Raw genomic sequence first — 24,495 nt, 5'->3', positions numbered from 1 at the left:
AGAAGGTAAAATAATGATCAACTTAGGTATTATCGGAACAAATTGGATTACTCATCAATTTGTCCAAGCAGCTTTAAGCACAAAAAAATATGAATTGACAGCGGTATATTCTAGACATTTGGAAAAAGCACAGGAATTTGGTTCTCATTATGAAGGGGATATCGAATTCGCAACAGATTTGAAGACTTTTTTCAATATTACTCATATGGACACCATTTATATTGCTTCTCCGAATAGTCTTCACTTTAGTCAAGCTAAGCAAGCAATTTTGGCAGGAAAAAATGTGATAGTTGAAAAGCCAGCTTTTTCGACGCCAAAAGAAATGGATGAAATCATCCATTTGGCAAATGAACACAATGTGTATTTTTTTGAAGCAGCAAGAAATATCCATGAATCAGGTTTTAAAAAGATTGCCGATTACTTACCATTAAAAGACGAGATAATCGGTGCAAATTTCAGCTATATGAAATATTCTTCGCGCTATGACCAGGTATTAGATGGAGAAGAACCGAATATCTTCTCGACTCATTTCTCAGGTGGTGCATTGATGGATTTAGGTGTTTACCTTGTATATGCAGCTGTTGCTTGGTTTGGAATGCCAAAAGAAGTCCATTATTTCCCAAGAAAGATTTCTACTGGTGTAGATGGTCTTGGATGGGGGATCTTACGTTATGAGAATTTTGATGTATCGATCCAGCCAGGTAAAATCGGTGATTCTTATTTACCGTCAGAGATTTATTTTGACTCAGGAACGCTAGTGATGAATGGAGTCAATGCAATTGAACAAGCACAATTTCATGATCGCGCGCATAAAGAAATCATTGGTTTGGCGGTAACAGCTGCAGAAAATCCAATGGCAGATGAAGCAGAGGATTTTGCCAATGTCATGGCTCATCCGAAAGATCCAGCTTGGGGATTGTTGTATGAAGAGTGGATCGAGCTAGCTAGAAATGTGAACCAAGTGATTTATGATTTAAGAAAAAATGGCGGCATCAAATTCGATGCAGATAATGAGGAAGATTTTTAATGAACGAATTTGTACAAGTATTTCCCGAAAATTGGCAGAAAAAATATGAGGATAAAGGGTTTGTCTCACCTTCTCTTATTCAACGAGCAGTTTTTCAGCCACTAAGTAATAAACAAAGTATAGTAGCGGTTTCTCCTACAGGTTCAGGTAAAACACTGGCTTATCTTTGGCCTCTACTACTAAACGTGGAACCAGGTGAAGCAAGTGCGTTGGTCATTTTTGCTTCTTCTCAAGAACTAGCTATTCAAGTAGCAGATGTTGCACGTGAATGGGGAAAAGACAAAGAGTTGAAAGTCCAATCTTTGGTGGGCGGAGCCAACGTCAAACGTCAGATTGAGGGGTTGAAGAAAAAACCAGAAATCTTGATTGGTACACCAGGAAGAATATTGGAATTGATGAAAGCAAAAAAAATAAAAGCACATCAAGTGAAAACAATGGTATTTGATGAAGCAGACCAGCTATTTGACGCTGGGAACAGCCAAATCATTGATCAAATTCTTCATCAAGCTCCAACAGAGTATCAGCTAGCTTTTTTTTCAGCGACAGCAGATCGTTCCCTTGAAAGCATTGAAAAAATCACTGGGAAAACGTTTGAGACAATTGACGTGACAGCAGAGGACGATTCTCGAAAAGGACTGAGACATTACTTTTTACGTGTACCGATACGAAAGAAAGATGACTACTTGAGACGTCTCACGCATATAGAAGATTTTCATGGTCTGATTTTCTTTAATCAACTGACTGAATTAGGCGTGATGGAAGAAAAATTGCTGTATAGAGGTGTACCGGTAGGAAGTCTGGCCTCTGATCAGAACAAGCTACTCCGAAAAGCAGCGCTAGAACAATTCAAAAAGAAAATGGTCAGAGCACTTTTGACCACAGATGTGGCGGCTAGAGGTTTAGATATTACAGGTCTTCCTTATGTAGTGAATGCAGAAGTTCCGTTAAGTGAAGAAGCTTATTTGCATCGTTCGGGAAGAACTGGTCGAATGGGTAATGAAGGAATAGTAATTACACTCGTACAAGATAATAATCTAAGAGATTTAAAACGGCTTTTACGTCCATCAAATATAACACTTGAAGAGATTTTTTTATACGGAGGTAAGCTGCAAACTGAGCAGCCAACCAAAGAAGATGCAGCTCCTGCAGTAAATAAAAAGTATGCGAAAACTTTTTCTGGAAAGGAGCAGAACCCAGAATATAACAAAGAAAAAATAAGAAAAAAAGTTAAAAATAAATCAAAAAAAGAGAGAAATAAAGGAGCAAGGCGCAAATAGGCGCCTTTTTATGCTATGATTATGAAAACGGGAACAAAATTGGTTGCCAGAGGAGGGGTTATGTGAAAGAACGTCAAGAAGAGATCTTGCAGCTATTGACAGAAAACCAACAAGGATTGACAGCAAGTGATGTAGCTGAGCGCTTAACTATCGATCGAAGCAATGCAAGCCGATATTTAAGTGAACTATACAAGGCCCATCATATTGTAAAAACCGCTGGCCGACCAGTCGTTTACTCTTTGCCAACGGAAAAGTCAAAATCTGATGAAGTGCATGTCGACTCTTCTACGCAAGTGACTTTTGAAACACTCGTTGGAGAAAATGATTCTTTAAAAGTCAGCATACAGCAGGCAAAAGCTGCGATTCTTTATCCACCGCGGGGGTTGCATACGATTATTTTTGGAGAAACTGGTACAGGGAAGTCGATGTTTGCTGAATGTATGTATCATTTTGCAATCGATTCAGAGATGCTTTCTGCAGATGCGCCATTTGTTTCTTTCAATTGTGCGGATTATGCTCAAAATCCGCAACTGCTCTTTGGACACATCTTTGGGATCAAAAAAGGGGCTTACACAGGAGCAGCTCAAGATAGTCCCGGTCTAATAGCCAAAGCAGACGGCGGTATATTGTTTTTAGATGAGATCCACCGTTTACCGCCGGAAGGGCAGGAAATGCTGTTTACTTTCATTGATAAAGGTATTTACCGTCCGCTTGGAGAAAGTGCACAAGTACATGAAGCATCTGTTCAGATCATTGGGGCGACGACTGAATCTTCAGAAAGTTTCTTATCTACGTTCAATCGACGGATTCCTATGGCAATCACCTTGCCGAATCTTGCTTCACGTTCACTGGATGAGCGTTATGAAATCATCTCTCTTTTTATCAAACAAGAAGCGAATCGTTTGAATCAACGTATCGATATCGAAAAAGAAGCGATTATTGCCTTCATGCTTTATGATGCGGAAGGAAATATCGGTCAAGTGAAACGAGACTTGAAACTAGTCTGTGCAAAATCTTTTTTACATTACCGTACTCATCATGAGAAAAAGCTAATCATTCGAAAAGAAGAACTTTCCCTTCAAGTACAAAAAGGATTACTGAAAATCAAGGAAATACCGGAACGTCTCGACCGATTCATGGACAGCAAAAGTCAGTATTTGACATTTGAACCAGGATTTGCTGATGTTGTCTGGTCACAAGATCCAGAACGAAACATGCAGGTCTATAACGATATTGAGGAAAAAGTCACTTCTCTTTCCGAAACCGGTGTGGAGAACATTGATCTAGAGACCCTCATTTCAAAAGATGTGGATGCTTATTTCCAGACATATGTCAAAGAATTGACTAAAAGTTCGATTCCCAAAGATCTTTTGCCAGATGAAATCTGGCGGTTAACCAATCAATTGTATGATGTGGCTGAAAAACGGTTAGACCGTATTTATAATGAAAAAGCTCGTTTTGCTTTTGCTTTGCATCTGCAAAGTACATTGGATCGTGTGAGAGAAGGTCATATGATCGTCCACCCAGATTTGAATAACGTACGGAAAAATTTTAAGAAGGAATTTCAAGTAGCAATCGATCTTTCAACGATCATTGAAGAAGAAGAACAAGTTGAGATTCCTTTTGATGAAATCGGCTTTATTAGTATGTTTCTTTCTATCAATCTAGGAGAAAGTGAGCCTGTTAAAGAAAACAAAGTAGATGTTCTCGTATTGATGCACGGCAGACAGACTGCTTCAAGCATGTTGGAGATGGCACAAGAACTATTAGGAACAAAAGTAGGGAAAGCTTTTAATATGCCACTGGTTATGGAAGTTCAAACAATGTATGAAGAAGTGTTACAATATGTCAAAAACTATCAAGAGCATTTGACGAATGGCCTACTCTTGTTAACAGATATGGGATCATTAAACACCTTCAGTGATTTGATTTATGAAGAGACTGGCATTCGGACGAAAGCTATCACGATGACAAGTACCATGATTGTGATAGAAGCGATACGGATGGCAAGTGTTGGAAGAAGCTTAGAAGACATTTATCAAAATATCCAGCTTTCCTTTGAATCGATCGTACGTGATCAGTTCAAAGCGGAAAAATCTGAAACTTTACAGCGTAAAAAAGCCGTAATCGTGACATGCTTTACTGGTGAAGGAGTAGCTGCCAAATTATATCAGCGTATTATGCCAGTGATTAATCAAAATAAGGTAGAACTGATCCAGATGCAGTTTTTAGAACGTGAATCATTCAAAAAACACATCGATGCCTTATTGGAAGAATATGAGATCAAAGCAATTGCGGGAACAGTTGATGTTGATTATCAAAATATCCCATTTTTTTCAGCCTATGACGTTTTTGATGATGAAAAACTAAATATTTTAAAGCGTATAGCTGATGATGAGATCCCGACAGCTAAAATTGTCGATTCACTTTCTGGATCATTAAGCGATGTCTTTTCTATTGATGAACTGATCCGTTCATTGCAAAAGACAGTTCAGCAGATCCAGACCGATTTGTCGATTATCGTGGAACCTGGAGTAGATACTGGAATCGTTATCCATTTAGCCTTCATGTTAGACGGATTGATCAAACAAGAAAGCCATCGGCAATTTGAGAAACTGTCTATTTTCTCAAAAATTTATCGTTTGGAAATGGATATCGTTCGGGCAAACTTGATGGCACTAGAACGAAAATATCAGGTAAAAATTCCAGAAGATGATATCGCATTTCTTACACAAATGTTTCTTGAAAATAAAATAAAAAAATGAACACACTAATCATACTGATTACACACTAAACATCTGTGTGCGCACTATAAAAAAGAGCTAAAAAGCATGAAAACGCTATTTCAGCTCTTTTTTTTATTGGCATGCTTCTTGCGTTATATAAAAGTGTAAAAAAATAAAAGGAGTGTTAAAAATGGCAAAAAAAACAATCATGTTAGTTTGTTCAGCAGGGATGAGTACGAGTTTATTGGTCACAAAAATGCAAAAAGCAGCAGAAGAAAAAGGGATGGAAGCCGATATTTTTGCGGTCTCTGCCTCAGATGCAGATAATAATTTAGAATCTAAGAATGTCGATGTATTATTATTAGGTCCTCAAGTACGTTTCATGAAAGCTCAATTTGAACAAAAACTTGCGCCTAAAGGTATTCCATTAGATGTCATCAATATGCAAGACTATGGCATGATGAACGGAGAAAAAGTTCTTGCACAAGCAGAAAATCTAATGAAATAAATCAAGTATGCAGTTGGGGGTATAACAACGTGGAAGATCAACAAAATCTAGAAGCCATCATGGGGTTAATCATGTTTGGCGGTAATGCAAAGAGCGATGCAATGGAAGCGATTGCGGCTGCTAAAATCGGTGATTTTGAGTTAGCGGATAGGAAAATCGCTGATGCAGAAGAATCACTTATACAAGCGCATCATGCACAAACAGACATGTTGACACAAGAAGCACAAGGAAATTATATGCAAGTGACATTATTGACTGTTCACAGTCAAGATCACTTAATGACATCTATTGCGTTTACTGATTTAGCAAAAGAAATCATCGAACTTTATCGTCGCGTATACAGCGAATAAATACAACTTCTTTTTTGAACGGAAGAAGAAAAATTTTTGAACGGATTTTTTATTTTGTTATAAGGAGAACTCTCTTTATATAAAAAACTTATAGGAGGAAGTAAAAAATGAACGGACTATCAAGTTGGATGGAGAAATACATCCTGCCGGTTGCCGCAAAAATCGGAGCGCAAAAACATTTAGTTGCTTTGCGTGATGCTTTTATCGGCACACTGCCCGCAACAATGGCGGGATCAGTCGCTGTAATGATCAATGCAATTATTCGTGATTTACCGCAACAGTTTAACAGTACCTATGCTGACAGTTTAGCAGCAGACAAAGGAATTTTTGCCGTATTGAATGTCATCATCGGAATCAATGGTTTTGTCTGGAACGGTACACTAGCAATCGCCGGATTGATCTTTGCCTTTTCTTGGGGGTATAATCTTGCCCGAGCTTATGGAGTAAATGATCTAGCTGGGGGGATCGTTGGTTTAGCTACCTTGATTCAAGGTATTTCCTTTGGTCCAGCATTATCAGCAGCATTAGATGTGAATGTTCCTTCAAATGTCGCAGATGCAATCAATAGTTCTGAGATTGGTGCAATGATTGCAGATGGCACACTGTCAGTTGGATTATGGGGTTGGCTAAAACTAGATCATTTGAATGGAAACGCTTATTTTACAGTTATGATCATGGGAGCTATTTCAGTCATTATTTTTTGTAAATTGATGCTTGCCAACATTACGATCAAAATGCCTGATTCAGTACCACCAGCAGTATCTAAAGCATTTGCAGCCATTTTACCAGCGACGATCGCTTTATACGTCATTGCTATTATCAATTATATCGTAGGTCGTGTAGCTGATGGACAACTGATCATTGATTTGGTGCAAAAATATATTGCAGAACCATTCCTAGGATTATCTCAAGGGTTGGGAGCAGTATTGATCGTCACAGTATTTGTTCAAGTATTCTGGTTCTTTGGTATTCATGGACCAAATGTATTGGCACCAGTGCTAGAGGGAATCTGGGGACAAGCACAACTAATCAATATTGATATTTTCCAAAAAGGTTATAACGGAAAAACTGGTACACCAGCCGTGTTAGATGCAATCGAAGATGGAAAAGCTTATATGTGGGTCCGCGGATCGTTCGATGCTTTTGCATGGTTTGGCGGATCAGGCGGAACGATCGTCTTATTGATAGCTATCTTGATTTTCTCTAAACGTGCAGATTATCTAACAGTAGCTAAATTATCCATTGGGCCTGGTATCTTCAATATCAACGAACCAGTGATGTTTGGTCTGCCAATCGTATTGAATGCAATCATGTTTATCCCATTCTTGATTGCTCCAGTGGTAGCAACAGCAATTGGATGGACAGCTACTTATCTTGGCCTAGTCGCTCCGGTATCGCAGCAAGTCACATGGGTAGTACCGCCGTTCTTATTGTCATTCTTAGCAACAGGAGCGGATTGGCGGGCACCGATCGTAACATTAGTATGTATGGTCGTGACTTTCTTGATTTGGGCACCGTTTGTCATTTCTGCAAACAAAATGGACCCTGCCGCAGGCGAACAACAATAAGATGAATCTGAGGAGCGGGACGCTTTAAGTTTCGTTCCTCATAATGAATTTTCGAGGAGGAACTGAAATGATTACAATTGCCAGTGCAATGCAACAAGATGAAATCAAAGAATTGTTAGAAGGATACAATGAAGAAGGAATGACTTTTACATTTAAAGAAAAACAAGGAATCAAGCTGTTCTTTGAAACAAGTGCAGAAGATCCGGAAGTTGCGGCTAAAAAAGCAAAGGAACTAATCAAAGCACAGCCTTGGGGAACAGTCCTTTATTTTCAATCGACAGCTGTTTAGAAAATGGTTTAAAAAGATAGGATGGTTGAGATGATAAAAAACGGTTTATTTTTATGTAGTATTGGTTCTTTGATCGTGTTGTATAGTTTGAATCCACATTCGCAAAGGTATGATTTGTATAGTATGGTCACAGGTCTTTTTCTAACAGGATTAGGAATCTATTTCTTCATGAAGGGAAAAAAAAGAGAAGAAGCAAAGGAGAAAAATAACTAATGGAAATCACGAAAAAATTAAATATTCCAGCATCGTTTTTTTACGATAAAGTTATGGACTCTGTCCTTTTCGATGTACGTAAAGCGACCGGCAAATCAGTAACTAGAAAACAGCTGAAAAATTTGGAGTACGTCAAACAATTCTCGCAAAATAACCGGGCTCGCATAAAAATCGAAGAAGTCATTGAAAACCAGTCTTATAAGTTTCGTACATCGACAACGAAGAATGAATTCGTCGTTCATTATCAAATCAAACCATTGGACGATTCGACCTGTGAGGTTCATTACACAGAAAAAATGGAGTCTTATGGCATGCTTCAAAAGTTGAATGATATGCTTTTAGGAACAATCTTGATGTATTTTAAACGGAGACGTTTCAAAAAAATGCTAGATATGATCGAAGCAACGTATTAAATCAATGAAGCATGGTACTATTTAGTTATTGAAAAATGAAGTAAGCTAGAAGGAATTTTTCATAGGAAGATAGATCTTTCCTGCGAATCCTCACTAGCTTTTTTGTAGGAAGGGGCAGCAAAATGACAAACAAAGTAAGAGAGCTAGGTGTATCTTCGATTGAGGAAATGTTTGATTTAGCCACTTATGCATTTAATGGGGCAGATACACCTGAAAGGCGAGAACGTTTTCGTACACTTGCGGAGAATTCTTGGAATTACGGATTTTTTGATGAGGAGGATCGGCTAACAAGTCAAGTCATGGCGACCCCTTTTCCAGTGAATTTTTACGGACAAGAGTACCTAATGGCCGGCATTGGCTATGTTGCTTCTTATCCAGAAGCAAGGGGACAAGGCGGGATCAATCAGATCATGGAAAAGATCCTTGAAGATTGCCGTGATCGTAAAGTAAGCTTATCTTATCTGGCGCCATTCTCCTATCCCTTCTATCGGCGCTATGGCTATGAACAATCATTTGATAAAATCAGTTATCAACTAAACAGTCGTGATGTGCCGCTTATCAAAAAAAAATCTGGAAAAATAAAGCGTATGGATTTTGAAGATGCAAAAGCTGCAATCAGAAGAATTTATGAACAGATGCCGGAAAACCAACGAGCTGGTCTGAAGCGCGAAGACTGGTGGTATACGTATAAATTCAAGCAAAAAGGCAATTACCAGTTTGCTTTGCATTTTGATGATAATGAGGAAGCAACGGGATATATAGTTTATCAGCTTGCAACGTCTTCCTTTATTATTGCGGAGTGGGGATTTTTGGATCATGATGCTTTTTGCAGCCTTGTTCGCTTCGTAAGTTCTCACAATGGTGCTTTTGAAACATTTGAATATTCATGCGGCTACGGCGGTAATGATCAAAATTATCTATTAGAAAATCCATTTGCTTCTGTAATGATCACACCTTATATGATGGCGAGGATCGTAGATATTTCTTTGTTTTTGGAAAATTATCCATTTAAAAAGAGACAAGCTGCATTTGCCCTACAAATAGAAGAAGATCATTATGCGAAATGGAATGAAGGAATCGTGGAAGTAACAATCGAAAATGGAAAAAATCATCTCTCAAAAGTAGAACAAACAAAACTCCCAATCGTTCGAGGAAGTATCCAACATATCACGCAGCTATTATTAGGGTATCGTAAAGTGGAAGAGTTGGTATTCCAAGAAAGAATACAGGTGACAAAAGAATATGAAGAAACGTTAAGCTCAATCTTGCCACAGCAACAGCCAATTCTTAATGACTATTTTTGATAAAAAATAGAGCTTGTGGCAGAAATTGTATTCACTAAATTTTGTCTTATTTTTCGAAGAAGTTGCTTCTGAGACGCTTTTTATACGAAAAAAAGGGTTGTGACAAGACTTATGTCACAACCCGTTTGTTTTTTCGCTTGGCATTTGAAGGAAAGTGTTAAAGTAAATCCTCTTTTTTCGTAAATTTGAATTTTTTGTTTTCTTTTGTTTTAGGGTTTTCTTTTTTGTGGTCTTGGATTGCTTCTTTCGTAATCTTTTCCCGATTTTTTTTAGATGAATCTAAGCGTTCTGCGTATACTTTTTCTTTTGGCTTATCATTCATTGGAAAGAACCTCCCTGCATTATTTCATTCTACCTCTAGTTTATCATCTGTTAAGGACTAGTGGAAACGTTTTGCCTAACCTATAAGCTGATTTTTTTAGCAGATAAGCTTGCAAGTAAAAAACAAACAAGCTACAATTGATTTATTGAAATTGTTCCTGTAGCTCAGTAGGATAGAGCAATCGCCTCCTAAGCGATAGGTCGCTGGTTCAATTCCAGTCAGGAACGTACAAATAACCCCTGTATCCTTTGCGGTACAGGGGGTTATTTTGTATAAGTAGACATTGTAGTTTCTAAACTGCTATGTCCTAAACGTTTCGATACGCTAAGTATATTTACTCCTTGATAAAGTAAAATAGATGCATGCGTATGTCTTAGTCCCTCAATAAACAGTCGAAGAGAAAATAGGCAAAAATTGATTACTAAAGAAAAACTTACTAGGTCGACGGTGTAGTTGATTTTCATACTTCAACAGATTCGAATTAAACGATTTCGATTGGCTTATACCAGTCCTATCCGACGAAAGATATATCGTTCTTAACTCTAGCGGTATAACTTGAAGCTTTACGTAAAGCCAATGGGAATGAACTGGAGATGACTTTTTATTATTTTTAGTAATAGCTGATGGGTTAATACTTACAACTTTCCTTTTCAAAGTACCATATAAAAAAACGGTGGGGTTGTTTAGCGAAATAAAGGATCTAAGCCAATAGCTTAGATCCTTTATTCTATGCTTTATATTATTTTTTGCATGTGTGCGAAAGTATACTCAAGCCCAATCGCCATTTCGGAAAATCGGTACTGTAGAGCCATCTTCACGGATTCCGTCGATATCCATCTTGTCAGATCCTACCATGAAATCTACGTGGGTTTGACTTCTATTCAATCCAGCTTCTGCTAATTCTTCATCGGACATTTCTGTACCGCCTTTCACACTGAAGGCATAAGCAGAACCTAGTGCTAAGTGATTCGATGCGTTTTCATCAAATAATGTATTGAAAAAGATGATGCCAGATTGAGAAATAGGTGAAGGGTCAGGTACAAGTGCGATTTCTCCTAAACGACGCGCACCTTCATCTGTATCAAGCAGTTTTGCTAAGACATCTTCTCCTTGTTCGGCAGAAAAATCAATGACTTTTCCATCTTTAAAAGTAAATTTCATACCCGAGATGATGGTGCCAGCATAACTCAGTGGCTTTGTACTTGAAATGTAACCATCTACTCGATGACTGTCAGGTGCTGTGAACACTTCTTCCGTCGGCATATTTGCCATGAATTTTTCTCCACGAGCATTATAGCTTCCAGCGCCTTCCCAAAGATGGTTTTTAGGCAATCCGATAGTGATATCTGTACCGGGAGCAGTATAGTGCAGGGCAGAAAATTGTTCTCGATTCAATTCTTCTGCTTTTTTTGCTAATTTTTCATCATGCTTCTTCCATGCTAAGACAGGGTCTTCTTCATAGACACGAGTCGTTTTGAAAATCTGATCCCATAATGCCTCAACTTGTTTTTCTTCTGGCAGTTCTGGGAAGACTTTTGCTGCCCATTGTTTACCAGCCGCAGCCACGACAGTCCAACTGACTTTATTTGCTTGAGTTGCCTTGCGTAAATTCATTAGTGCTTTGCCAGCCGCTGATTGATAAGACGCTACTCGATGGCTATCTACACCAGCAAATGCATCGGGATCGGCAGAAACAACACTGATCCTGTTTGCTCCTTTTTCAAGCCATTCATCCGCTTGATCGATTTTAGATTGTGGTACATTCTCAATACGATCCGTTGCAGCATGTAAAAGAAATTCTCTTTGGATCTGGTCGTCAGTCCATTGAACGATAACCTCAGCGGCTCCTAGTTTATAAGCTTCTTGTGTGATCAATCGAGCAAGGGGTGCCTGTTCCACGCTGATCTGTAAAACAACTGTGTGTCCTTTTTCTGTGGCTACGCCAGTTTCTGCAATTAAGCGTGCATATTTTTTTAGAAGTTCATTAAAATCAGATAACATAATAAAAATTCCTCCTCACCATTTTTTTCTGGTAACTATTAGCATGATACCATTTAATTATGATTCAAACAATGAGGCCTTTAAATAAAAAAAGGAGGTTATTTTTTTAAGGTTAAGTTTCATGATATATGTTACTACTTGCTATTTCAGCTTGTGAAGAAAATCAAAAACTAATTTTGCATATCAAAAAAAACATGTTACAATGAAATTAATCAATGGTGGAAGCGTTATAAAAAAATTAAGGAGATTAAAAAAATATGGCAAGAAAAAAGACGATTACTAGAGAACAGATTTTGGCAGCTGCTTATGAAGTAGCTGCCACCGATGGATTTACACGATTTACTGCGAGAAACATCGCGAACAAAATGAATTGTTCCACGCAACCGATTTATCTTGAGTTTAAAAATATGGATGACTTGAGACAAGCTCTTTTTGAGCAGATCTATGATCATTTACAATATGAAGTGTTCACTGTTGAGCATACAGGGAATACGATTATCGATCTTGCTTTTAATTATATCCATTTTGCAAGAAGAGAGAAGAAGTTGTATCGTTCACTGTACTTAGAAGAATATGGTGGAGGAAAAGAGATGCAGAATTTCTCTTATACTTACTTTGTGAATACAGTGAAACGCGATCCAGCTTATGTGAATCTTTCAGAAGAGCAGATCGAATCTTTGTATAATGGGACATGGATCATAGCTACTGGGATCGCAGCTTTGATGTCTTCAAGCATCATCCATCCAACTGATGAACAGATTGAAAAGATGATCCAAGACAGTATAGATGCTATCTTGAAATTCAAAGAACCAATCGAAATCGATTGAATATACTCAAAAGTTCCACAAATCAGTAGATAACAAGAGATGTGTCAAAATAAGGAAAAGTTCTTTTTTCTTACAGCGTATGCATTTTTAACTCCCGAAGAACTCTTCCATGAATGCAATGAATAAAAGAGCCGTACAGATTGAATAAATCTGGATGGCTCTTTTATTGCAAGTATATTAAATTTTTGCGACTAGTTCTTTAGCGAAAGCTTCTAAATTTTCGATATCTTCTTCTTCAGCATTCAGATCCACTTTAACATTTTCGGCTCCTTTTGATGCGTCTGTTTTTGCAAAAGCAGCATCGAAATCATCCACCGATTTGCAGAATTCATCGTAAAAAGTATCACCAGATCCGCAGACACCGTAAATTTTTCCCGATAGATCCAATTCTTGCAAGTCTTCATAAAAGTCTACGATCTCATCAGGCAGATCGCCATCATCGTATGTATAAGTAGCTACTACGCAAATATCTGCCTCCTCGAATTCATCTGCATCTACTTGGGTACATTCGTTGATTTCGACTTCGATATCCAGATTTTCAAATGCTTCTGCAACAATATCGGCGATTTCTTCAGTGTTTCCTGTCATGCTAGCATATACGATTTTTGCTAAAGCCATGATGTGCCTCCTCGTTTATAATTATTTAACAATTATGAATTATACCAAAACATCATTGAAAAGAAAATAAAACCTAGAGACACCTGGGGAATGTCATTTGGCTAAATGTATGCCGCTATGTTAAAATGAGAGGGATTTGTAAAAAGGAGACGAAAATATGATTACTTTAAAATCAGCACGTGAAATTGAAATGATGGCAGAATCTGGAGCTTTATTAGCAGATGTACATAAAAATCTGCGTGATTTTATAAAACCAGGAATCACAAGTTGGGATATTGAGGTATTTGTCAGAAACTATATCGAGAGTCATGGCGGAATTGCTGCGCAAATTGGCTTTGAAGGGTATGAATATGCGACTTGTATCAGTATAAATGATGAAATTTGTCATGGATTCCCTCGTAAAAAGCCTTTGAAAAACGGTGATTTGGTAAAAGTCGATATGTGTATCGATTTGAAAGGCGGCATTTCTGATTCTTGTTGGGCCTATGTAGTTGGAGAATCTACACCTGAGATTGACCGATTGATGGAAGTAACGAAGAAAGCTTTGTACATCGGTATTGAGCAAGCACAAGTAGGGAATCGGATTGGTGACATCGGTCATGCTATCCAAACTTATGTAGAAGGCGAAAATCTAGCGATCGTTCGTGATTTTATTGGTCATGGCGTTGGTCCTACGATTCATGAAGAACCAGCAGTTCCTCATTACGGAGAAGCTGGAAAAGGGTTGCGGTTGAAAGAAGGCATGGTTATCACGATCGAACCTATGGTTAATACCGGAACTTGGAAAATGAAAATGGATCCTAACGGCTGGACTGCGTATACAAGAGACGGCGGACTTTCTTGCCAATATGAACATACATTGGCTATTACTAAAGATGGTCCAAGAATTTTGACATCACAAGGAGAAGAAGGCACTTATTGATCTAGCCAGTCAATAGGTACGGGAGAGGTACATGAAAGTTTGGAACAAAATAAAACAAAATGAAAATCTGATGCGCTTTATTGAGACGACTCAAAAGCGCATCACTGATTCAGAAATGAGTACGACCTCTGTCGTCGTTGCTTATTATTTACTCTTGTCTTTATTTCCATTGATTATTGCTTTTGGTAATATTTTACCGTTTCTCCACATCGATCAAGAGACTGTACTGACCTATTTACGAGAAGTGATTCCTGAGACCGTTTACCAGTTTATCGGTCCTGCAATCAAAGACCTTTTGACACAAAGTTCAGGAGGCTTGTTATCCGTTTCTGCATTAGCGGCTTTATGGTCTGCAAGTCAAAGTATCAATGCTTTGCAAATTGCGATGAATAAAGCGTATGGCGTAGAAAATAGAAAAAATTTTTTGATCGTCCGTTTCTTCTCACTAATTGTCATTGTCTTGTTCATGATTGCTATTAGTGGGGTAACTATCGTTCTTGGGTTGGGACAGCTGATTTTGGATGCTATTCAGCCAATCGTACAAATACCTGTGAACTTTATCGATCAGTTCCAAACTTTGAAGTGGCCAATCACATTGGTAGCTTTATTTGTCATCATGTTCTTGATTTATTTAATTGTCCCTAATGCTCAGTTGAAGTTGAAGACGATCATTCCGGGCACGATCTTCGCTACTGTCGGCTGGATGCTGTTATCACAAGTGTTTAGTATCTATGCTAGGTATTTTGCAACGAGGATCAGCGGTTATCAGATCATAGGAAGTTTTATTGTACTCATGCTTTGGCTTAATTTTGCTGCTACGATCATCATTTTGGGCGGAATCATCAATGCAGTTGTTCAAGAATACGTGACGGGTCATCAAATCAAAAAACGTCGAGATCCAAGCCGAAAATGGTTCAATAAATTGAAAACTAAATTTTCTCATAAAAAAAAGTAGAAACAAGAGTTCTTATTGTAAATTTATATCAGTAATTTATAATAATTATGACTCTTAATTAAAGTAGGTGCCCATATGCTTGTTTCTTTTAGTATGGTTATAAGATTTTTTCTGACAATTTTATTATCACTGATATTAACACCTGTATTCAAAATCATTTCAGTACAAACAGGTATGGTCGACAAACCAAATGAAAGAAGAATAAATAAAGTTCCAATGCCTTCAGCGGGCGGACTGCCTATCTTTATTTCATTTGTTATATCGACTTTATTCTTATTCCGTAAAATTATCCCTCAATCGTATATTGTACCGATCTTGATTGCTTCTTTAGTAATCATAGTCACAGGAGTGCTCGATGATAAATATGAGCTGACACCTAAACAAAAAAGTATAGGGATCTTGATTGCTTCTCTTATTATTTATTTTGTAGCAGATATACGTATTGATTCCTTCACGCTTCCTTTTATTGGATATATCCAACTAGGCTGGCTTAGTTTTCCCGTAACGATTTTTTGGATCTTCGGTATCACGAATGCGGTCAATCTGATTGACGGTTTGGATGGGCTGGCGGCAGGGATTTCATTGATCGGTTTAATTACGATAGGAATCATTGGATATTTTTTCCTCCATGCTTCTACAGTGTATATTCCAGTTGTTATTTTCTGTCTTGTAGCAAGTATTATCGGTTTTTTTCCTTACAATTTTTATCCGGCAAAGATTTATTTAGGCGATACAGGAGCTCTATTCCTAGGGTTTATGATGGCCGTCCTTTCACTACAAGGGCTGAAGAACGTGACTTTTGTTTCATCGATTTCTTTGCTGATCGTCATGGGAGTGCCGGTAACAGACACGTTTTTTGCTATCATTAGGAGAAAAGCAAACCGTGTTTCTTTTTCTACAGCAGATAAAAAACATCTTCATCACCGACTAATCAGTTTAGGCTTTACTCATAAAGGTGCTGTCCTGACGATTTATGCGATGGCTTTGATGTTTTCTTTCACAGCTATGGTCATGAATTATACTGGAAGAATCGGAACGATCATATTGATTATTGCCATGTTGTTTGCTGCAATTTTATTATTTGAATTGATTGGTCTGATCAATGAGAAACATCAGTTTATTTTAAAAACATTGCGATTTTTAGGGAATAAAGAGTACCGTACGCAAGTAAAACAGAAATATTTGAAGAAATGGAACCGTCATATAGATGAATAACAAATTAAACCAGCCGATCCTTATTAGTATTGTGACGGCAAACAGTGATAAAATTTTTCGGACACTAGATAATTTTATTTCAACTGTAAAAGATGAAACAGCAGTAAAAATCCGAATTTTTGACAACAATTCACTTCCCGAGTACAAAAAAAGACTAACAAAGTATAGGAAATATCCCTACATCGATATCTATTTTCATGATGAAAATTCCGGATTTGGTTATGGACATAATCACAATCTGATAGCTAGCGATTCTCGCTATGGCATTATTTGTAACCCAGATATTTTAGTGGATGAAGAGACAGTTACAGCATTGGTCTTGTTATTGAAAGAACATCCGGAATGTGCGATGTTAGCACCTAAGATTCTTAATGAAGATGGAACAACTCAGCACCTCATCCGTGAGCAGCTGGCTGTTTTTGATTACGTTTTGCGCTTTGTGCCTTTCAAATGGGTCAAAAAAAAGTTTGACAAACGACTGGCTGTGTTTGAATGCCGAGGATTGCCTACTGATGCTAATAGTTATGTACGGATGATCTCAGGTAGTTTTATGGTAGCTGATATTGATAAATTTAAAGAGATAAAGGGGTTTGATGAGCGTTTCTTCATGTACTTTGAAGACAACGACTTGTGTTTGAGTTTTGAAAAAGCAGGTTACAAGTTATTGTACACACCCTTTTATGCAGTTATCCATTTTTACGGGAAGGGTGCGCATCGAAATGCAAAACTGTTTCGCGTGTTTTTGACTTCTATGATGAAATTTTTCAATAAGTGGGGGTGGCGTTTTTTCTGATGAAACCAGAAATATTAGTAGTCGTTGTGCTTTATCAGCAACTATTCAGTCAATCTCCAGCTTATGGACCATTAAGCAAAGCACTTAGCGAAAAGCAAATTCAGCTTATTGTTTACGATAATAGTCCTCAAAGGCAGCAAAATGAGATGTTTGAAAAAGAAAATATCGTTTACCATCATGATCCGCAAAATCCTGGTTTAGCGGTGGCTTATAATTTTGCGTTGTCTCAAGCATATGAAGGAACACGTTGTCTCGTCACTCTGGATCAGGATACGAGGCTAGACGACGATTATTTTGAACTATTGCGTAAAGTAACCTTTACAGATGAATGTGTTGCTGCAGTTCCGATGATTTTTTCTGGGAGCCGACAAGTTTCTCCCCTATATTCAGATCGTTATATCAATCGTACAGCTCAAGCAGTAGAAGTTGAAGGCCCAACAGCTGAACGAATCATGGCAATCAATTCAGGTGTTGCCTGGTCTGTCAAATTTCTAAAAAAGATTGGCGGGTTTAATCCTGCTTTTTCTTTAGATTTTTTGGATCATTGGCTGTTTTGGAAAGTGGATCAGTTGGAAAAAACTGTGGAGATCCTTCCTGTACGAATGGAACATGATCTTTCGGTTTTAGACTATGAAAAAGTTTCAAGTAATCGATACCGTTCTATTTTACAAGCAGAAAATCGATTTTATCATGAATATGATCAAAGGCATTTATCCAGTCACCGACGACAATTATTGTTAAGAACAGCTAAACAGTTCTTGACCGTCAAAAACCGGCATATCTGGCGGATGACTTTGCGCTCATATGTTAAGAATTGGAAGGTGTGAATTCGTGCGTTCGGTTTGTATAGCTACCTTTAATGGAGGCAGATATTTAAGAGAGCAGTTAGATAGTATTTTATCTCAGCTTTCAGCAGAAGATGAAGTAGTCATTTCTGATGATGGGTCAGTAGATGATACATGGGATATATTAACTGAATACGCAGAAAAAGATAAGCGAATCCAGCTTTTTTCGGGGCCTCGTCAAGGATTGATCACTAATTTTGGTTATGCGATCCAGCAGACGAAAGGAGATCTAATCTTTTTGGCAGACCAAGATGATGTTTGGTTGGAGACAAAAGTGAAAAAGATCACTGACTATTTTGAGCAGAATCCGGATCAGCTAGTAGTAGTTTCTGATTTGATCATTGTGGACAGCGAGCTGCAAGAGATCCATGATTCGTATTTTTCGTTTCGAAATTCCAAAGAAGGATGGCTTAATAATGTGATAAGAAGTCACTATATTGGTGCTGGTATGGCTTTCCGGTCTTCTTTAAAACCCGATATTTTGCCGATCCCGTCAGAAGTGCCGATGCATGATATGTGGATTGGTTTGCTGGGAGGAAAGAAGACTGGGTTCCTAAGAGAACCGTTAACTCTGTACCGAAGACATGATTTAAACGCGAGTGAGATTGAAACACATTCTAAATTACGGCAAAAAATTTCTTGGCGTATTCATCTGATTACGGCGTTGATCAAACGAAAATGGTTTAAACGTTGATAAAAGATGTTTAAATCCTTAATATTTCCATGACAAATATAACAATTGATGAGATAATAACAAAGTGAAATTTGAAATCAAAAAGGAGAACATATATCCATGAAGGGAATCATTCTTGCTGGGGGCAGCGGAACACGTCTGTACCCTTTAACAAAGGCAACATCGAAACAATTGATGCCGATTTATGACAAACCAATGATTTATTATCCAATGTCTACTCTGATGTTGGCAGGAATCAAAGAAATTCTGATTATTTCAACGCCACAAGATACACCACGTTTCAAGGAATTATTTGGAAACGGAAATGATTTAGGACTGCAGATCGAATATGCAGTACAAGAAAGTCCAGATGGATTGGCACAAGCGTTTATCATTGGAGAAGAATTTATTGGAGATGATAGTGTCTGCTTGGTATTAGGGGACAATATTTACTATGGTGGCGGTCTGTCTAAAATGTTGCAACGAGCAGCTTCAAAAGATACAGGAGCAACAGTATTTGGCTATCATGTCAATGATCCAGAACGCTTTGGTGTAGTAGAATTTGATGAGAATATGCAAGCTTTGTCGATTGAAGAAAAGCCTGCTCAGCCAAAATCAAATTACGCTGTAACTGGCCTTTATTTTTATGACAATGAGGTAATTTCTATCGCTAAAGGTATCAAACCTTCAGAACGTGGAGAACTAGAGATTACGGATGTCAATAAAGCATATTTGGATAAAGGAAAACTATCCGTAGAACTTATGGGACGCGGATTTGCTTGGCTTGATACAGGAACACATGAATCATTGCTTGAAGCATCTACCTTTATCGAAACAATTGAAAAACGTCAGAACTTAAAAGTGGCTTGTTTGGAAGAAATTGCTTACCGTATGGGCTACATCGATAAGGAACAATTGCTGGCCCTTGCACAGCCATTGAAAAAAAATCAATACGGTCAATATTTATTGAATTTGGCCGCTGAATAAGGAGTCCTTACAGATGAAAGTAACAGATACAAAATTAACAGATGTCAAAATCGTAGAAATGGATGTCTTTGGCGATCATCGCGGTTTCTTCACAGAAAGTTATTCAAAAGCAAAATTTGCAGAACATGGATTGAAATATGACTTTGTTCAAGACAACCATTCACTATCAGCTGAAGCTGGTGTCCTTCGGGGGCTTCATTTCCAAAAAGGAGAAGCTGCACAGACAAAATTGATTCGGGTAGTCACTGGAGCAGTTTTAGATGTAGTAGTGGATATCCGCAAAGGTAGCCCGACTTATGGTCAATGGGACGGATTTATCTTATCTGAACATAATCATCGACAGTTGCTTGTACCTAAAGGATATGCCCATGGATTCGTTACTTTGACACCAAATGTGAACTTCCTTTATAAGTGTGATAATTACTATAATGCAGAAGCAGATGGGGGCATCGCATTTGATGATCCAGATCTAGCGATTGATTGGCCAATTGATCCATCAAGAGCGATTATGTCGGAAAAAGATCACCGTCATCCGACATTAAAAGGATTTGAAGCAGAAAATCCATTTGTTTACGGAGAAATCTAAGAATTAAGGAGAAATTTTCTTATGAAAAACATCATTGTTACCGGAGGTGCCGGATTCATCGGCTCTAATTTCGTTCATTACGTGGTAAACAATCATCCAGAAGTGCATGTCACTGTTTTGGATAAACTGACTTATGCAGGAAACAAAGAGAACTTGGCTGGACTTCCTAGCGATCGCGTAGAATTGGTCGTAGGAGATGTTGCAGATGCAGAATTAGTGGACCGTCTAGTAAAAGAAGCGGACGCAGTTGTTCATTACGCGGCAGAATCCCATAACGATAATTCATTAAAAGATCCTTTCCCATTTGTACAAACGAATATCATTGGTACGTATACACTTTTAGAAGCTTGCCGCAAGTATGATGTACGCTATCATCACGTATCTACTGACGAGGTTTACGGCGATCTTCCATTACGTGAAGACCTGCCAGGACATGGGGAAGGCGAAGGAGAAAAATTCACTGCGGAAACACCATATAATCCTTCAAGTCCATATTCTTCTACAAAAGCTGGTTCAGATCTGTTAGTAAAAGCATGGGTGCGTTCTTTTGGCTTACGTGCAACCATTTCAAACTGTTCAAACAACTATGGTCCTTATCAGCATATTGAAAAATTTATTCCTCGCCAAGTAACGAGTATCTTAAGCGGTATTCGTCCAAAATTATATGGCGAAGGAAAGAATGTTCGTGACTGGATCCATACGAATGATCATTCTTCAGCAGTGTGGCTGATTTTGACGAAAGGCAGAATTGGCGAAACCTATCTGATCGGTGCAGACGGTGAAGAAGATAATAAGACCGTGATGGAATTGATCTTAGAAATGATGGGCCAACCAAAAGACGCATACGACCATGTAAACGACCGTGCAGGGCACGATTTGCGTTATGCAATCGATTCGACAAAATTGCGAGAAGAGCTAGGTTGGCAGCCTGAGTTTACGAACTTCCGTGATGGGTTGGCTGACACGATCAAATGGTACGAAGAACATGAAGACTGGTGGAAAAAAGAAAAAGAGGCCGTTGAAGCAGCATATGCCAAAAATGGACAATAATACAGAGGAAATTTCACTGTATTAATGGAAAAACACATGTGAGGCAGGCGCTCGCCTGTCTCTTTTTTAAAATAAAAATCAAGGAGCGGATAACCATATGTTTTTATTAACTGGAGGAAATGGACAATTAGGTACAGAATTGCGCCATTTATTAGATGAAAAAAATCTGCCATATGTTTCAACAGATGCAAAAGACTTGGATATCACAGATGCTGAGAAAACAATGGCTTATATTACAGAATTAAAACCCGATGTTATTTTCCATTGCGCAGCTTACACAGCAGTAGATAAAGCAGAAGAAGAAGCAAAAGAATTAGATGAGAAAATCAATGTCGATGGCACAAGAAATGTAGCACTTGCAGCAAAAGCTGTGAATGCACAATTCGTCTATATCAGTACAGACTATGTTTTCGATGGAAAAAACAAAAATGTAGAATACGAAGTAGACGACCAAACGAATCCACTAAATGAATATGGTCGTACGAAATTATTAGGCGAAAAAGCAGTAGAAGAGATTTTAGAAGACTATTATATCATACGAACTTCTTGGGTTTTCGGGATCTATGGACACAATTTCGTCTTCACGATGCAACGCCTAGCGGAAACCCGCGACAAACTGACTGTAGTAAATGACCAGTTTGGGCGACCAACTTGGACACGTACTTTGGCAGAATTTATGGTATATGTCATCGAAGAAAAAGCACCATTTGGTATTTATCATTTGTCGAACGAAAATAGCTGTTCTTGGTATGAGTTCGCAAAAGAAATATTGAAAGATACAGATGTAGAAGTTGCACCTGTTACGTCAGAAGAATTTCCGCAAAAAGCAACACGTCCGCAGTATTCAGTCATGAGCCTGAAAAAGACAGAAGCGTTAGGTTTTGTCATACCAACTTGGCAAGAAGCACTTGCGCAAATGCTGGAAGCTGCCAAAAAAATGAATAAGTAATTTCCTTTTTATCAAATAGAATTTGGAGCATGATATGGAAAAACAAACAAGAAGTGCACGACGAAAAGAAAAGCCAAAAGCGAATCAGGCAGATTCGAATTTGGTGCTTGACCTGTTTCTAAAACTCCGCTATCTTATTGGCGTTTTAGTCATCGTGGTCATCGTTACTTTTAATTTAAACGGAAGTTCACTTGGTGTTTGGGATAAATATGTGTCGCAAAGAGACGATGGGAAAAAAACTGATGTGATTTTTGGACAGAATCGGGAAGTGCGGTCAGACGAATGGCTGGTGCAGACACCTTTTTACCTCTCACAAGCTGAAGAGGACTTTCCGTTGGTGAACGAGGATTATTCATTAAACGGACAAAACATGATCATTGCGTATAATTCTCCTGTAAAGGATATTACGGTTATCGGAAAACCATTCAACTGGGGATTCTTTTTCCTCGGAAGAGATCGAGGACTTTCCTTTTATTGGGCGATGAAATTAGTCGTCATGGTCTTGCTTGGATTCGAAGTACTGATGATATTAACGAAGAGGAAAAAAGCTCTATCGCTAATCGGTGCATTTGCGCTGACATTTTCTCCAGCAGTCCAGTGGTGGTTCATGCAACATGTGGGCGATTTGATTTTCTTTACTTTGGGACTGATGACTGCTTTTTATCATTATTTCTACAATCATGATAAAAAATGGCTACGAACGTTGATGATGCTTTTGGTGGTTATTTTCGGTATTGGGTTTATTTTAGTGATTTACCCAGCCCATCAAGTGATGCTGGCGTACTTGCTGATTTTTTATTTTGTTGGCCTGCTTATTTACTATAGCAAGAAAGTTTCATGGGATCTGTTGGATGTAGTGTTGATTGGAGGGGCAGTTTTATTTATTGGCGGAGTCATGGTTCATTTCTGGCTAACGTCAAAAGACGCATTGTTAGCTTCTTTGAATACCTTATATCCAGGAAAACGGGTAAGTACTGGAGGAAAGTGGACGATTGGCGAATTTTTTTCTTTCCTTACAAATTGGAAAATTCCTTTTGAAGATATCAACTATTCGAATAACTCTGAAGTGGCCCTGTTCTATCACTTTTTTCCAACTGTATTCCTAGCAAGTCCATTTGTGTTATTTGGCAAAAAAGATAGCGAACAAAAGTTACTGGGACGTATTTTGATGATTTTTTGTCTGTTTTCTATCTTTTGGATTACCGTTGGGTTGCCAAAATGGCTAGCAGGAATCACTCTGCTGTCTTATGTTCCTCCATTAAGAGCCATCCTTACTTTTAGTTTTGCGGCTTGTTTATTATCGATCTGGTTTATCGCTTATATTTGGAGAGAAGATGTTATTCCTATTTGGTATAAATTCATTTTGTTGGCAGTAAATGCATGGTCTTATTTCTATGCGATTACGCATTCGAAAATGGATAATTATTTTTCGGATTTTGAAACCATCGCAGTTGCTGTGTTGGGAACAGTGATTTTAGCTTTTGCATTATTTGGCTGGAGACGCTTGTTTTACCTCGCTTTTGTCGCCTTAGTTATCGTATCTGGCTTTTTCGTCAATCCAGTCGTAGAAGGTACAGGAGCGATTTTTGAAAAAACACTGGCAAAAGAAATCCAAAAAATCGATCAACAAGATCCTGGTAAAGTTTGGTTGTCTGAAGATGAATTATATAACTTCACCCCAACATTGGGAGTGAAATCCTTCAATACAGTACGCTTTTATCCAGATATAGCTGCATGGAAGAAAATCGATCCGAAAGAAGAATACGAGAAGTATTATAATCGGTATGCTCATACAAGAGCTTTTATCGCTAAGGAAGATACAAAGTTCATTTTAGATCGTCCAGATATGTTTTCGGTCACGTTGAATTTTGAAGACGCAGAAAAATTAGGGATCGACTATGTGATCAGTAAACGACCATTAACTGATTACAACCAATTATATGAAGCGCAGTTCACGCAGCTATATGGACCGGATAAAGACGGTTATATGATTTTTAAAGTAGAATATCCGGATTATCCAGATGTACCACAAACACAAACTCAGGAAAATCAGCTAGTCGTACAGTAATAGGCTAGC

General features: G+C 38.1%; 25 protein-coding genes, 1 tRNA gene and 1 pseudogene. 23 read left to right on the top strand and 4 right to left on the bottom strand.

The window, feature by feature from the left end; translation table 11 throughout:
• Window positions 1–13: 13 nt before the first annotated feature.
• The 10 genes from IGJ87_RS08635 (at window position 14) to IGJ87_RS08590 (ending at window position 9,675) form a co-directional block, all read left to right on the top strand.
• The gene (locus tag IGJ87_RS08635; RefSeq protein WP_002326049.1) at window positions 14–1,027 is read left to right on the top strand and encodes a Gfo/Idh/MocA family protein; all 1,014 of its coding nucleotides are present in this window, start codon (window positions 14–16) and stop codon (window positions 1,025–1,027) included.
• Window positions 1,027–2,304 (top strand): DEAD/DEAH box helicase, encoded by a 1,278-nt coding sequence (locus IGJ87_RS08630; RefSeq protein ID WP_002297978.1) that lies wholly within the window; start codon window positions 1,027–1,029, stop codon window positions 2,302–2,304. The genes IGJ87_RS08635 and IGJ87_RS08630 overlap by 1 nt, the downstream gene beginning before the upstream one ends.
• Before the next feature lie 62 nt (window positions 2,305–2,366).
• Window positions 2,367–5,069 (top strand): sigma 54-interacting transcriptional regulator, encoded by a 2,703-nt coding sequence (locus IGJ87_RS08625; RefSeq protein WP_010721705.1) that lies wholly within the window; start codon window positions 2,367–2,369, stop codon window positions 5,067–5,069.
• Between the two features lie 151 nt (window positions 5,070–5,220).
• The gene (locus tag IGJ87_RS08620) at window positions 5,221–5,538 is read left to right on the top strand and encodes a PTS sugar transporter subunit IIB (RefSeq protein WP_002286606.1); all 318 of its coding nucleotides are present in this window, start codon (window positions 5,221–5,223) and stop codon (window positions 5,536–5,538) included.
• Between the two features lie 29 nt (window positions 5,539–5,567).
• On the top strand, window positions 5,568–5,888 hold the full coding sequence (locus IGJ87_RS08615; RefSeq protein WP_010721706.1) for a PTS lactose/cellobiose transporter subunit IIA: 321 nt from the start codon (window positions 5,568–5,570) through the stop codon (window positions 5,886–5,888).
• A gap of 107 nt (window positions 5,889–5,995) precedes the next feature.
• The gene (locus IGJ87_RS08610; protein WP_010721707.1) at window positions 5,996–7,456 is read left to right on the top strand and encodes a PTS sugar transporter subunit IIC; all 1,461 of its coding nucleotides are present in this window, start codon (window positions 5,996–5,998) and stop codon (window positions 7,454–7,456) included.
• 67 nt (window positions 7,457–7,523) lie between these two features.
• On the top strand, window positions 7,524–7,745 hold the full coding sequence (locus IGJ87_RS08605; RefSeq protein ID WP_002286598.1) for a hypothetical protein: 222 nt from the start codon (window positions 7,524–7,526) through the stop codon (window positions 7,743–7,745).
• A 30-nt stretch (window positions 7,746–7,775) separates the two neighbouring features.
• Window positions 7,776–7,958, top strand: a complete 183-nt coding sequence (locus tag IGJ87_RS08600) for a DUF3188 domain-containing protein (RefSeq protein ID WP_002286596.1) — start codon at window positions 7,776–7,778, stop codon at window positions 7,956–7,958.
• Window positions 7,958–8,371 (top strand): DUF3284 domain-containing protein, encoded by a 414-nt coding sequence (locus IGJ87_RS08595; protein ID WP_002286592.1) that lies wholly within the window; start codon window positions 7,958–7,960, stop codon window positions 8,369–8,371. The genes IGJ87_RS08600 and IGJ87_RS08595 overlap by 1 nt, the downstream gene beginning before the upstream one ends.
• Before the next feature lie 122 nt (window positions 8,372–8,493).
• Window positions 8,494–9,675, top strand: coding sequence for a GNAT family N-acetyltransferase (locus IGJ87_RS08590; protein WP_002297967.1), 1,182 nt, complete (start codon window positions 8,494–8,496; stop codon window positions 9,673–9,675).
• A 157-nt stretch (window positions 9,676–9,832) separates the two neighbouring features.
• On the opposite strand, the gene IGJ87_RS08585 is transcribed toward IGJ87_RS08590, so the two are convergent.
• Entirely contained in the window at window positions 9,833–9,997 is a 165-nt protein-coding gene (locus IGJ87_RS08585; protein ID WP_002286676.1) for a hypothetical protein, read from the bottom strand.
• Between the two features lie 153 nt (window positions 9,998–10,150).
• Between IGJ87_RS08585 and IGJ87_RS08580 the strand changes: the two genes are divergently transcribed.
• Window positions 10,151–10,224 (top strand) — tRNA-Arg (locus IGJ87_RS08580).
• A 45-nt stretch (window positions 10,225–10,269) separates the two neighbouring features.
• On the opposite strand, the pseudogene IGJ87_RS08575 reads toward IGJ87_RS08580, so the two are convergent.
• Window positions 10,270–10,383, bottom strand: a pseudogene (locus IGJ87_RS08575) (tyrosine-type recombinase/integrase); the annotation flags it as partial.
• Window positions 10,384–10,765: 382 nt separating this feature from the next.
• Window positions 10,766–11,998 carry an aminopeptidase gene (locus IGJ87_RS08570; RefSeq protein WP_010721708.1) on the bottom strand — a complete coding sequence of 411 codons (1,233 nt, stop codon included), beginning with the start codon at window positions 11,996–11,998 and terminating at the stop codon, window positions 10,766–10,768.
• A gap of 257 nt (window positions 11,999–12,255) precedes the next feature.
• On the opposite strand from IGJ87_RS08570, the gene IGJ87_RS08565 reads away from it, so the two are divergent.
• A complete protein-coding gene (locus tag IGJ87_RS08565) occupies window positions 12,256–12,825 on the top strand; it encodes a TetR/AcrR family transcriptional regulator (protein WP_002286467.1) in 570 nt (189 codons plus the stop codon).
• Window positions 12,826–13,002: 177 nt separating this feature from the next.
• On the opposite strand, the gene IGJ87_RS08560 is transcribed toward IGJ87_RS08565, so the two are convergent.
• Window positions 13,003–13,443, bottom strand: coding sequence for a flavodoxin (locus tag IGJ87_RS08560; protein WP_430609157.1), 441 nt, complete (start codon window positions 13,441–13,443; stop codon window positions 13,003–13,005).
• A gap of 157 nt (window positions 13,444–13,600) precedes the next feature.
• On the opposite strand from IGJ87_RS08560, the gene map reads away from it, so the two are divergent.
• The 11 genes from map to IGJ87_RS08505 all read left to right on the top strand — a co-directional run bounded on the left by map (window position 13,601) and on the right by IGJ87_RS08505 (window position 24,486).
• The gene (map, locus tag IGJ87_RS08555) at window positions 13,601–14,365 is read left to right on the top strand and encodes a type I methionyl aminopeptidase (RefSeq protein WP_002294533.1); all 765 of its coding nucleotides are present in this window, start codon (window positions 13,601–13,603) and stop codon (window positions 14,363–14,365) included.
• Between the two features lie 31 nt (window positions 14,366–14,396).
• A complete protein-coding gene (locus IGJ87_RS08550) occupies window positions 14,397–15,320 on the top strand; it encodes a YihY/virulence factor BrkB family protein (protein ID WP_002286461.1) in 924 nt (307 codons plus the stop codon).
• A gap of 75 nt (window positions 15,321–15,395) precedes the next feature.
• Window positions 15,396–16,535 carry an MraY family glycosyltransferase gene (locus IGJ87_RS08545; RefSeq protein ID WP_002286457.1) on the top strand — a complete coding sequence of 380 codons (1,140 nt, stop codon included), beginning with the start codon at window positions 15,396–15,398 and terminating at the stop codon, window positions 16,533–16,535.
• Window positions 16,528–17,328: a glycosyltransferase gene (locus IGJ87_RS08540; RefSeq protein WP_002377108.1), complete on the top strand. Its 801-nt coding sequence runs from the start codon at window positions 16,528–16,530 to the stop codon at window positions 17,326–17,328. Before IGJ87_RS08545 ends, IGJ87_RS08540 begins: the two co-directional genes overlap by 8 nt.
• Window positions 17,328–18,155, top strand: coding sequence for a glycosyltransferase (locus IGJ87_RS08535; protein WP_010721709.1), 828 nt, complete (start codon window positions 17,328–17,330; stop codon window positions 18,153–18,155). The genes IGJ87_RS08540 and IGJ87_RS08535 overlap by 1 nt, the downstream gene beginning before the upstream one ends.
• Before the next feature lie 4 nt (window positions 18,156–18,159).
• Window positions 18,160–18,867 carry a glycosyltransferase family 2 protein gene (locus IGJ87_RS08530; RefSeq protein ID WP_010721710.1) on the top strand — a complete coding sequence of 236 codons (708 nt, stop codon included), beginning with the start codon at window positions 18,160–18,162 and terminating at the stop codon, window positions 18,865–18,867.
• A gap of 99 nt (window positions 18,868–18,966) precedes the next feature.
• Window positions 18,967–19,833 carry a glucose-1-phosphate thymidylyltransferase RfbA gene (gene rfbA / locus IGJ87_RS08525; protein ID WP_002286449.1) on the top strand — a complete coding sequence of 289 codons (867 nt, stop codon included), beginning with the start codon at window positions 18,967–18,969 and terminating at the stop codon, window positions 19,831–19,833.
• A gap of 13 nt (window positions 19,834–19,846) precedes the next feature.
• Entirely contained in the window at window positions 19,847–20,419 is a 573-nt protein-coding gene (rfbC, locus tag IGJ87_RS08520; RefSeq protein WP_010721711.1) for a dTDP-4-dehydrorhamnose 3,5-epimerase, read from the top strand.
• 21 nt (window positions 20,420–20,440) lie between these two features.
• The gene (rfbB, locus tag IGJ87_RS08515; protein ID WP_002296544.1) at window positions 20,441–21,469 is read left to right on the top strand and encodes a dTDP-glucose 4,6-dehydratase; all 1,029 of its coding nucleotides are present in this window, start codon (window positions 20,441–20,443) and stop codon (window positions 21,467–21,469) included.
• Window positions 21,470–21,566: 97 nt separating this feature from the next.
• The gene (gene rfbD, locus IGJ87_RS08510) at window positions 21,567–22,418 is read left to right on the top strand and encodes a dTDP-4-dehydrorhamnose reductase (RefSeq protein WP_002294531.1); all 852 of its coding nucleotides are present in this window, start codon (window positions 21,567–21,569) and stop codon (window positions 22,416–22,418) included.
• A gap of 34 nt (window positions 22,419–22,452) precedes the next feature.
• On the top strand, window positions 22,453–24,486 hold the full coding sequence (locus tag IGJ87_RS08505; RefSeq protein WP_010721712.1) for a DUF7657 domain-containing protein: 2,034 nt from the start codon (window positions 22,453–22,455) through the stop codon (window positions 24,484–24,486).
• The last annotated feature ends 9 nt before the right edge of the window (window positions 24,487–24,495 follow it).

It is taken from the genome of Enterococcus sp. DIV1411a (assembly GCF_050531945.1).
GTDB classification, from domain to species: domain Bacteria; phylum Bacillota; class Bacilli; order Lactobacillales; family Enterococcaceae; genus Enterococcus_B; species Enterococcus_B faecium.
Note: the sequence above shows the minus strand (reverse complement) of the source record. Positions and strands in the feature narration are given on the sequence as shown.

What these genes read in the sequence shown, in the direction of transcription:
- IGJ87_RS08535 (WP_010721709.1), top strand. Translation starts at nt 17,328, where the DNA reads ATGAAACCAGAAATATTAGTAGTCGTTGTGCTTTATCAGCAACTATTC.
- IGJ87_RS08610 (WP_010721707.1), top strand. Translation starts at nt 5,996, where the DNA reads ATGAACGGACTATCAAGTTGGATGGAGAAATACATCCTGCCGGTTGCC.
- IGJ87_RS08590 (WP_002297967.1), top strand. Translation starts at nt 8,494, where the DNA reads ATGACAAACAAAGTAAGAGAGCTAGGTGTATCTTCGATTGAGGAAATG.
- IGJ87_RS08570 (WP_010721708.1), bottom strand. Translation starts at nt 11,998, where the DNA reads ATGTTATCTGATTTTAATGAACTTCTAAAAAAATATGCACGCTTAATT.
- IGJ87_RS08540 (WP_002377108.1), top strand. Translation starts at nt 16,528, where the DNA reads ATGAATAACAAATTAAACCAGCCGATCCTTATTAGTATTGTGACGGCA.
- IGJ87_RS08565 (WP_002286467.1), top strand. Translation starts at nt 12,256, where the DNA reads ATGGCAAGAAAAAAGACGATTACTAGAGAACAGATTTTGGCAGCTGCT.
- rfbC (WP_010721711.1), top strand. Translation starts at nt 19,847, where the DNA reads ATGAAAGTAACAGATACAAAATTAACAGATGTCAAAATCGTAGAAATG.
- IGJ87_RS08550 (WP_002286461.1), top strand. Translation starts at nt 14,397, where the DNA reads ATGAAAGTTTGGAACAAAATAAAACAAAATGAAAATCTGATGCGCTTT.
- IGJ87_RS08560 (WP_430609157.1), bottom strand. Translation starts at nt 13,443, where the DNA reads ATGGCTTTAGCAAAAATCGTATATGCTAGCATGACAGGAAACACTGAA.
- rfbD (WP_002294531.1), top strand. Translation starts at nt 21,567, where the DNA reads ATGTTTTTATTAACTGGAGGAAATGGACAATTAGGTACAGAATTGCGC.
- IGJ87_RS08605 (WP_002286598.1), top strand. Translation starts at nt 7,524, where the DNA reads ATGATTACAATTGCCAGTGCAATGCAACAAGATGAAATCAAAGAATTG.
- IGJ87_RS08595 (WP_002286592.1), top strand. Translation starts at nt 7,958, where the DNA reads ATGGAAATCACGAAAAAATTAAATATTCCAGCATCGTTTTTTTACGAT.
- IGJ87_RS08600 (WP_002286596.1), top strand. Translation starts at nt 7,776, where the DNA reads ATGATAAAAAACGGTTTATTTTTATGTAGTATTGGTTCTTTGATCGTG.
- map (WP_002294533.1), top strand. Translation starts at nt 13,601, where the DNA reads ATGATTACTTTAAAATCAGCACGTGAAATTGAAATGATGGCAGAATCT.
- IGJ87_RS08545 (WP_002286457.1), top strand. Translation starts at nt 15,396, where the DNA reads ATGCTTGTTTCTTTTAGTATGGTTATAAGATTTTTTCTGACAATTTTA.
- IGJ87_RS08635 (WP_002326049.1), top strand. Translation starts at nt 14, where the DNA reads ATGATCAACTTAGGTATTATCGGAACAAATTGGATTACTCATCAATTT.
- IGJ87_RS08505 (WP_010721712.1), top strand. Translation starts at nt 22,453, where the DNA reads ATGGAAAAACAAACAAGAAGTGCACGACGAAAAGAAAAGCCAAAAGCG.
- rfbA (WP_002286449.1), top strand. Translation starts at nt 18,967, where the DNA reads ATGAAGGGAATCATTCTTGCTGGGGGCAGCGGAACACGTCTGTACCCT.
- IGJ87_RS08585 (WP_002286676.1), bottom strand. Translation starts at nt 9,997, where the DNA reads ATGAATGATAAGCCAAAAGAAAAAGTATACGCAGAACGCTTAGATTCA.
- IGJ87_RS08620 (WP_002286606.1), top strand. Translation starts at nt 5,221, where the DNA reads ATGGCAAAAAAAACAATCATGTTAGTTTGTTCAGCAGGGATGAGTACG.
- rfbB (WP_002296544.1), top strand. Translation starts at nt 20,441, where the DNA reads ATGAAAAACATCATTGTTACCGGAGGTGCCGGATTCATCGGCTCTAAT.
- IGJ87_RS08630 (WP_002297978.1), top strand. Translation starts at nt 1,027, where the DNA reads ATGAACGAATTTGTACAAGTATTTCCCGAAAATTGGCAGAAAAAATAT.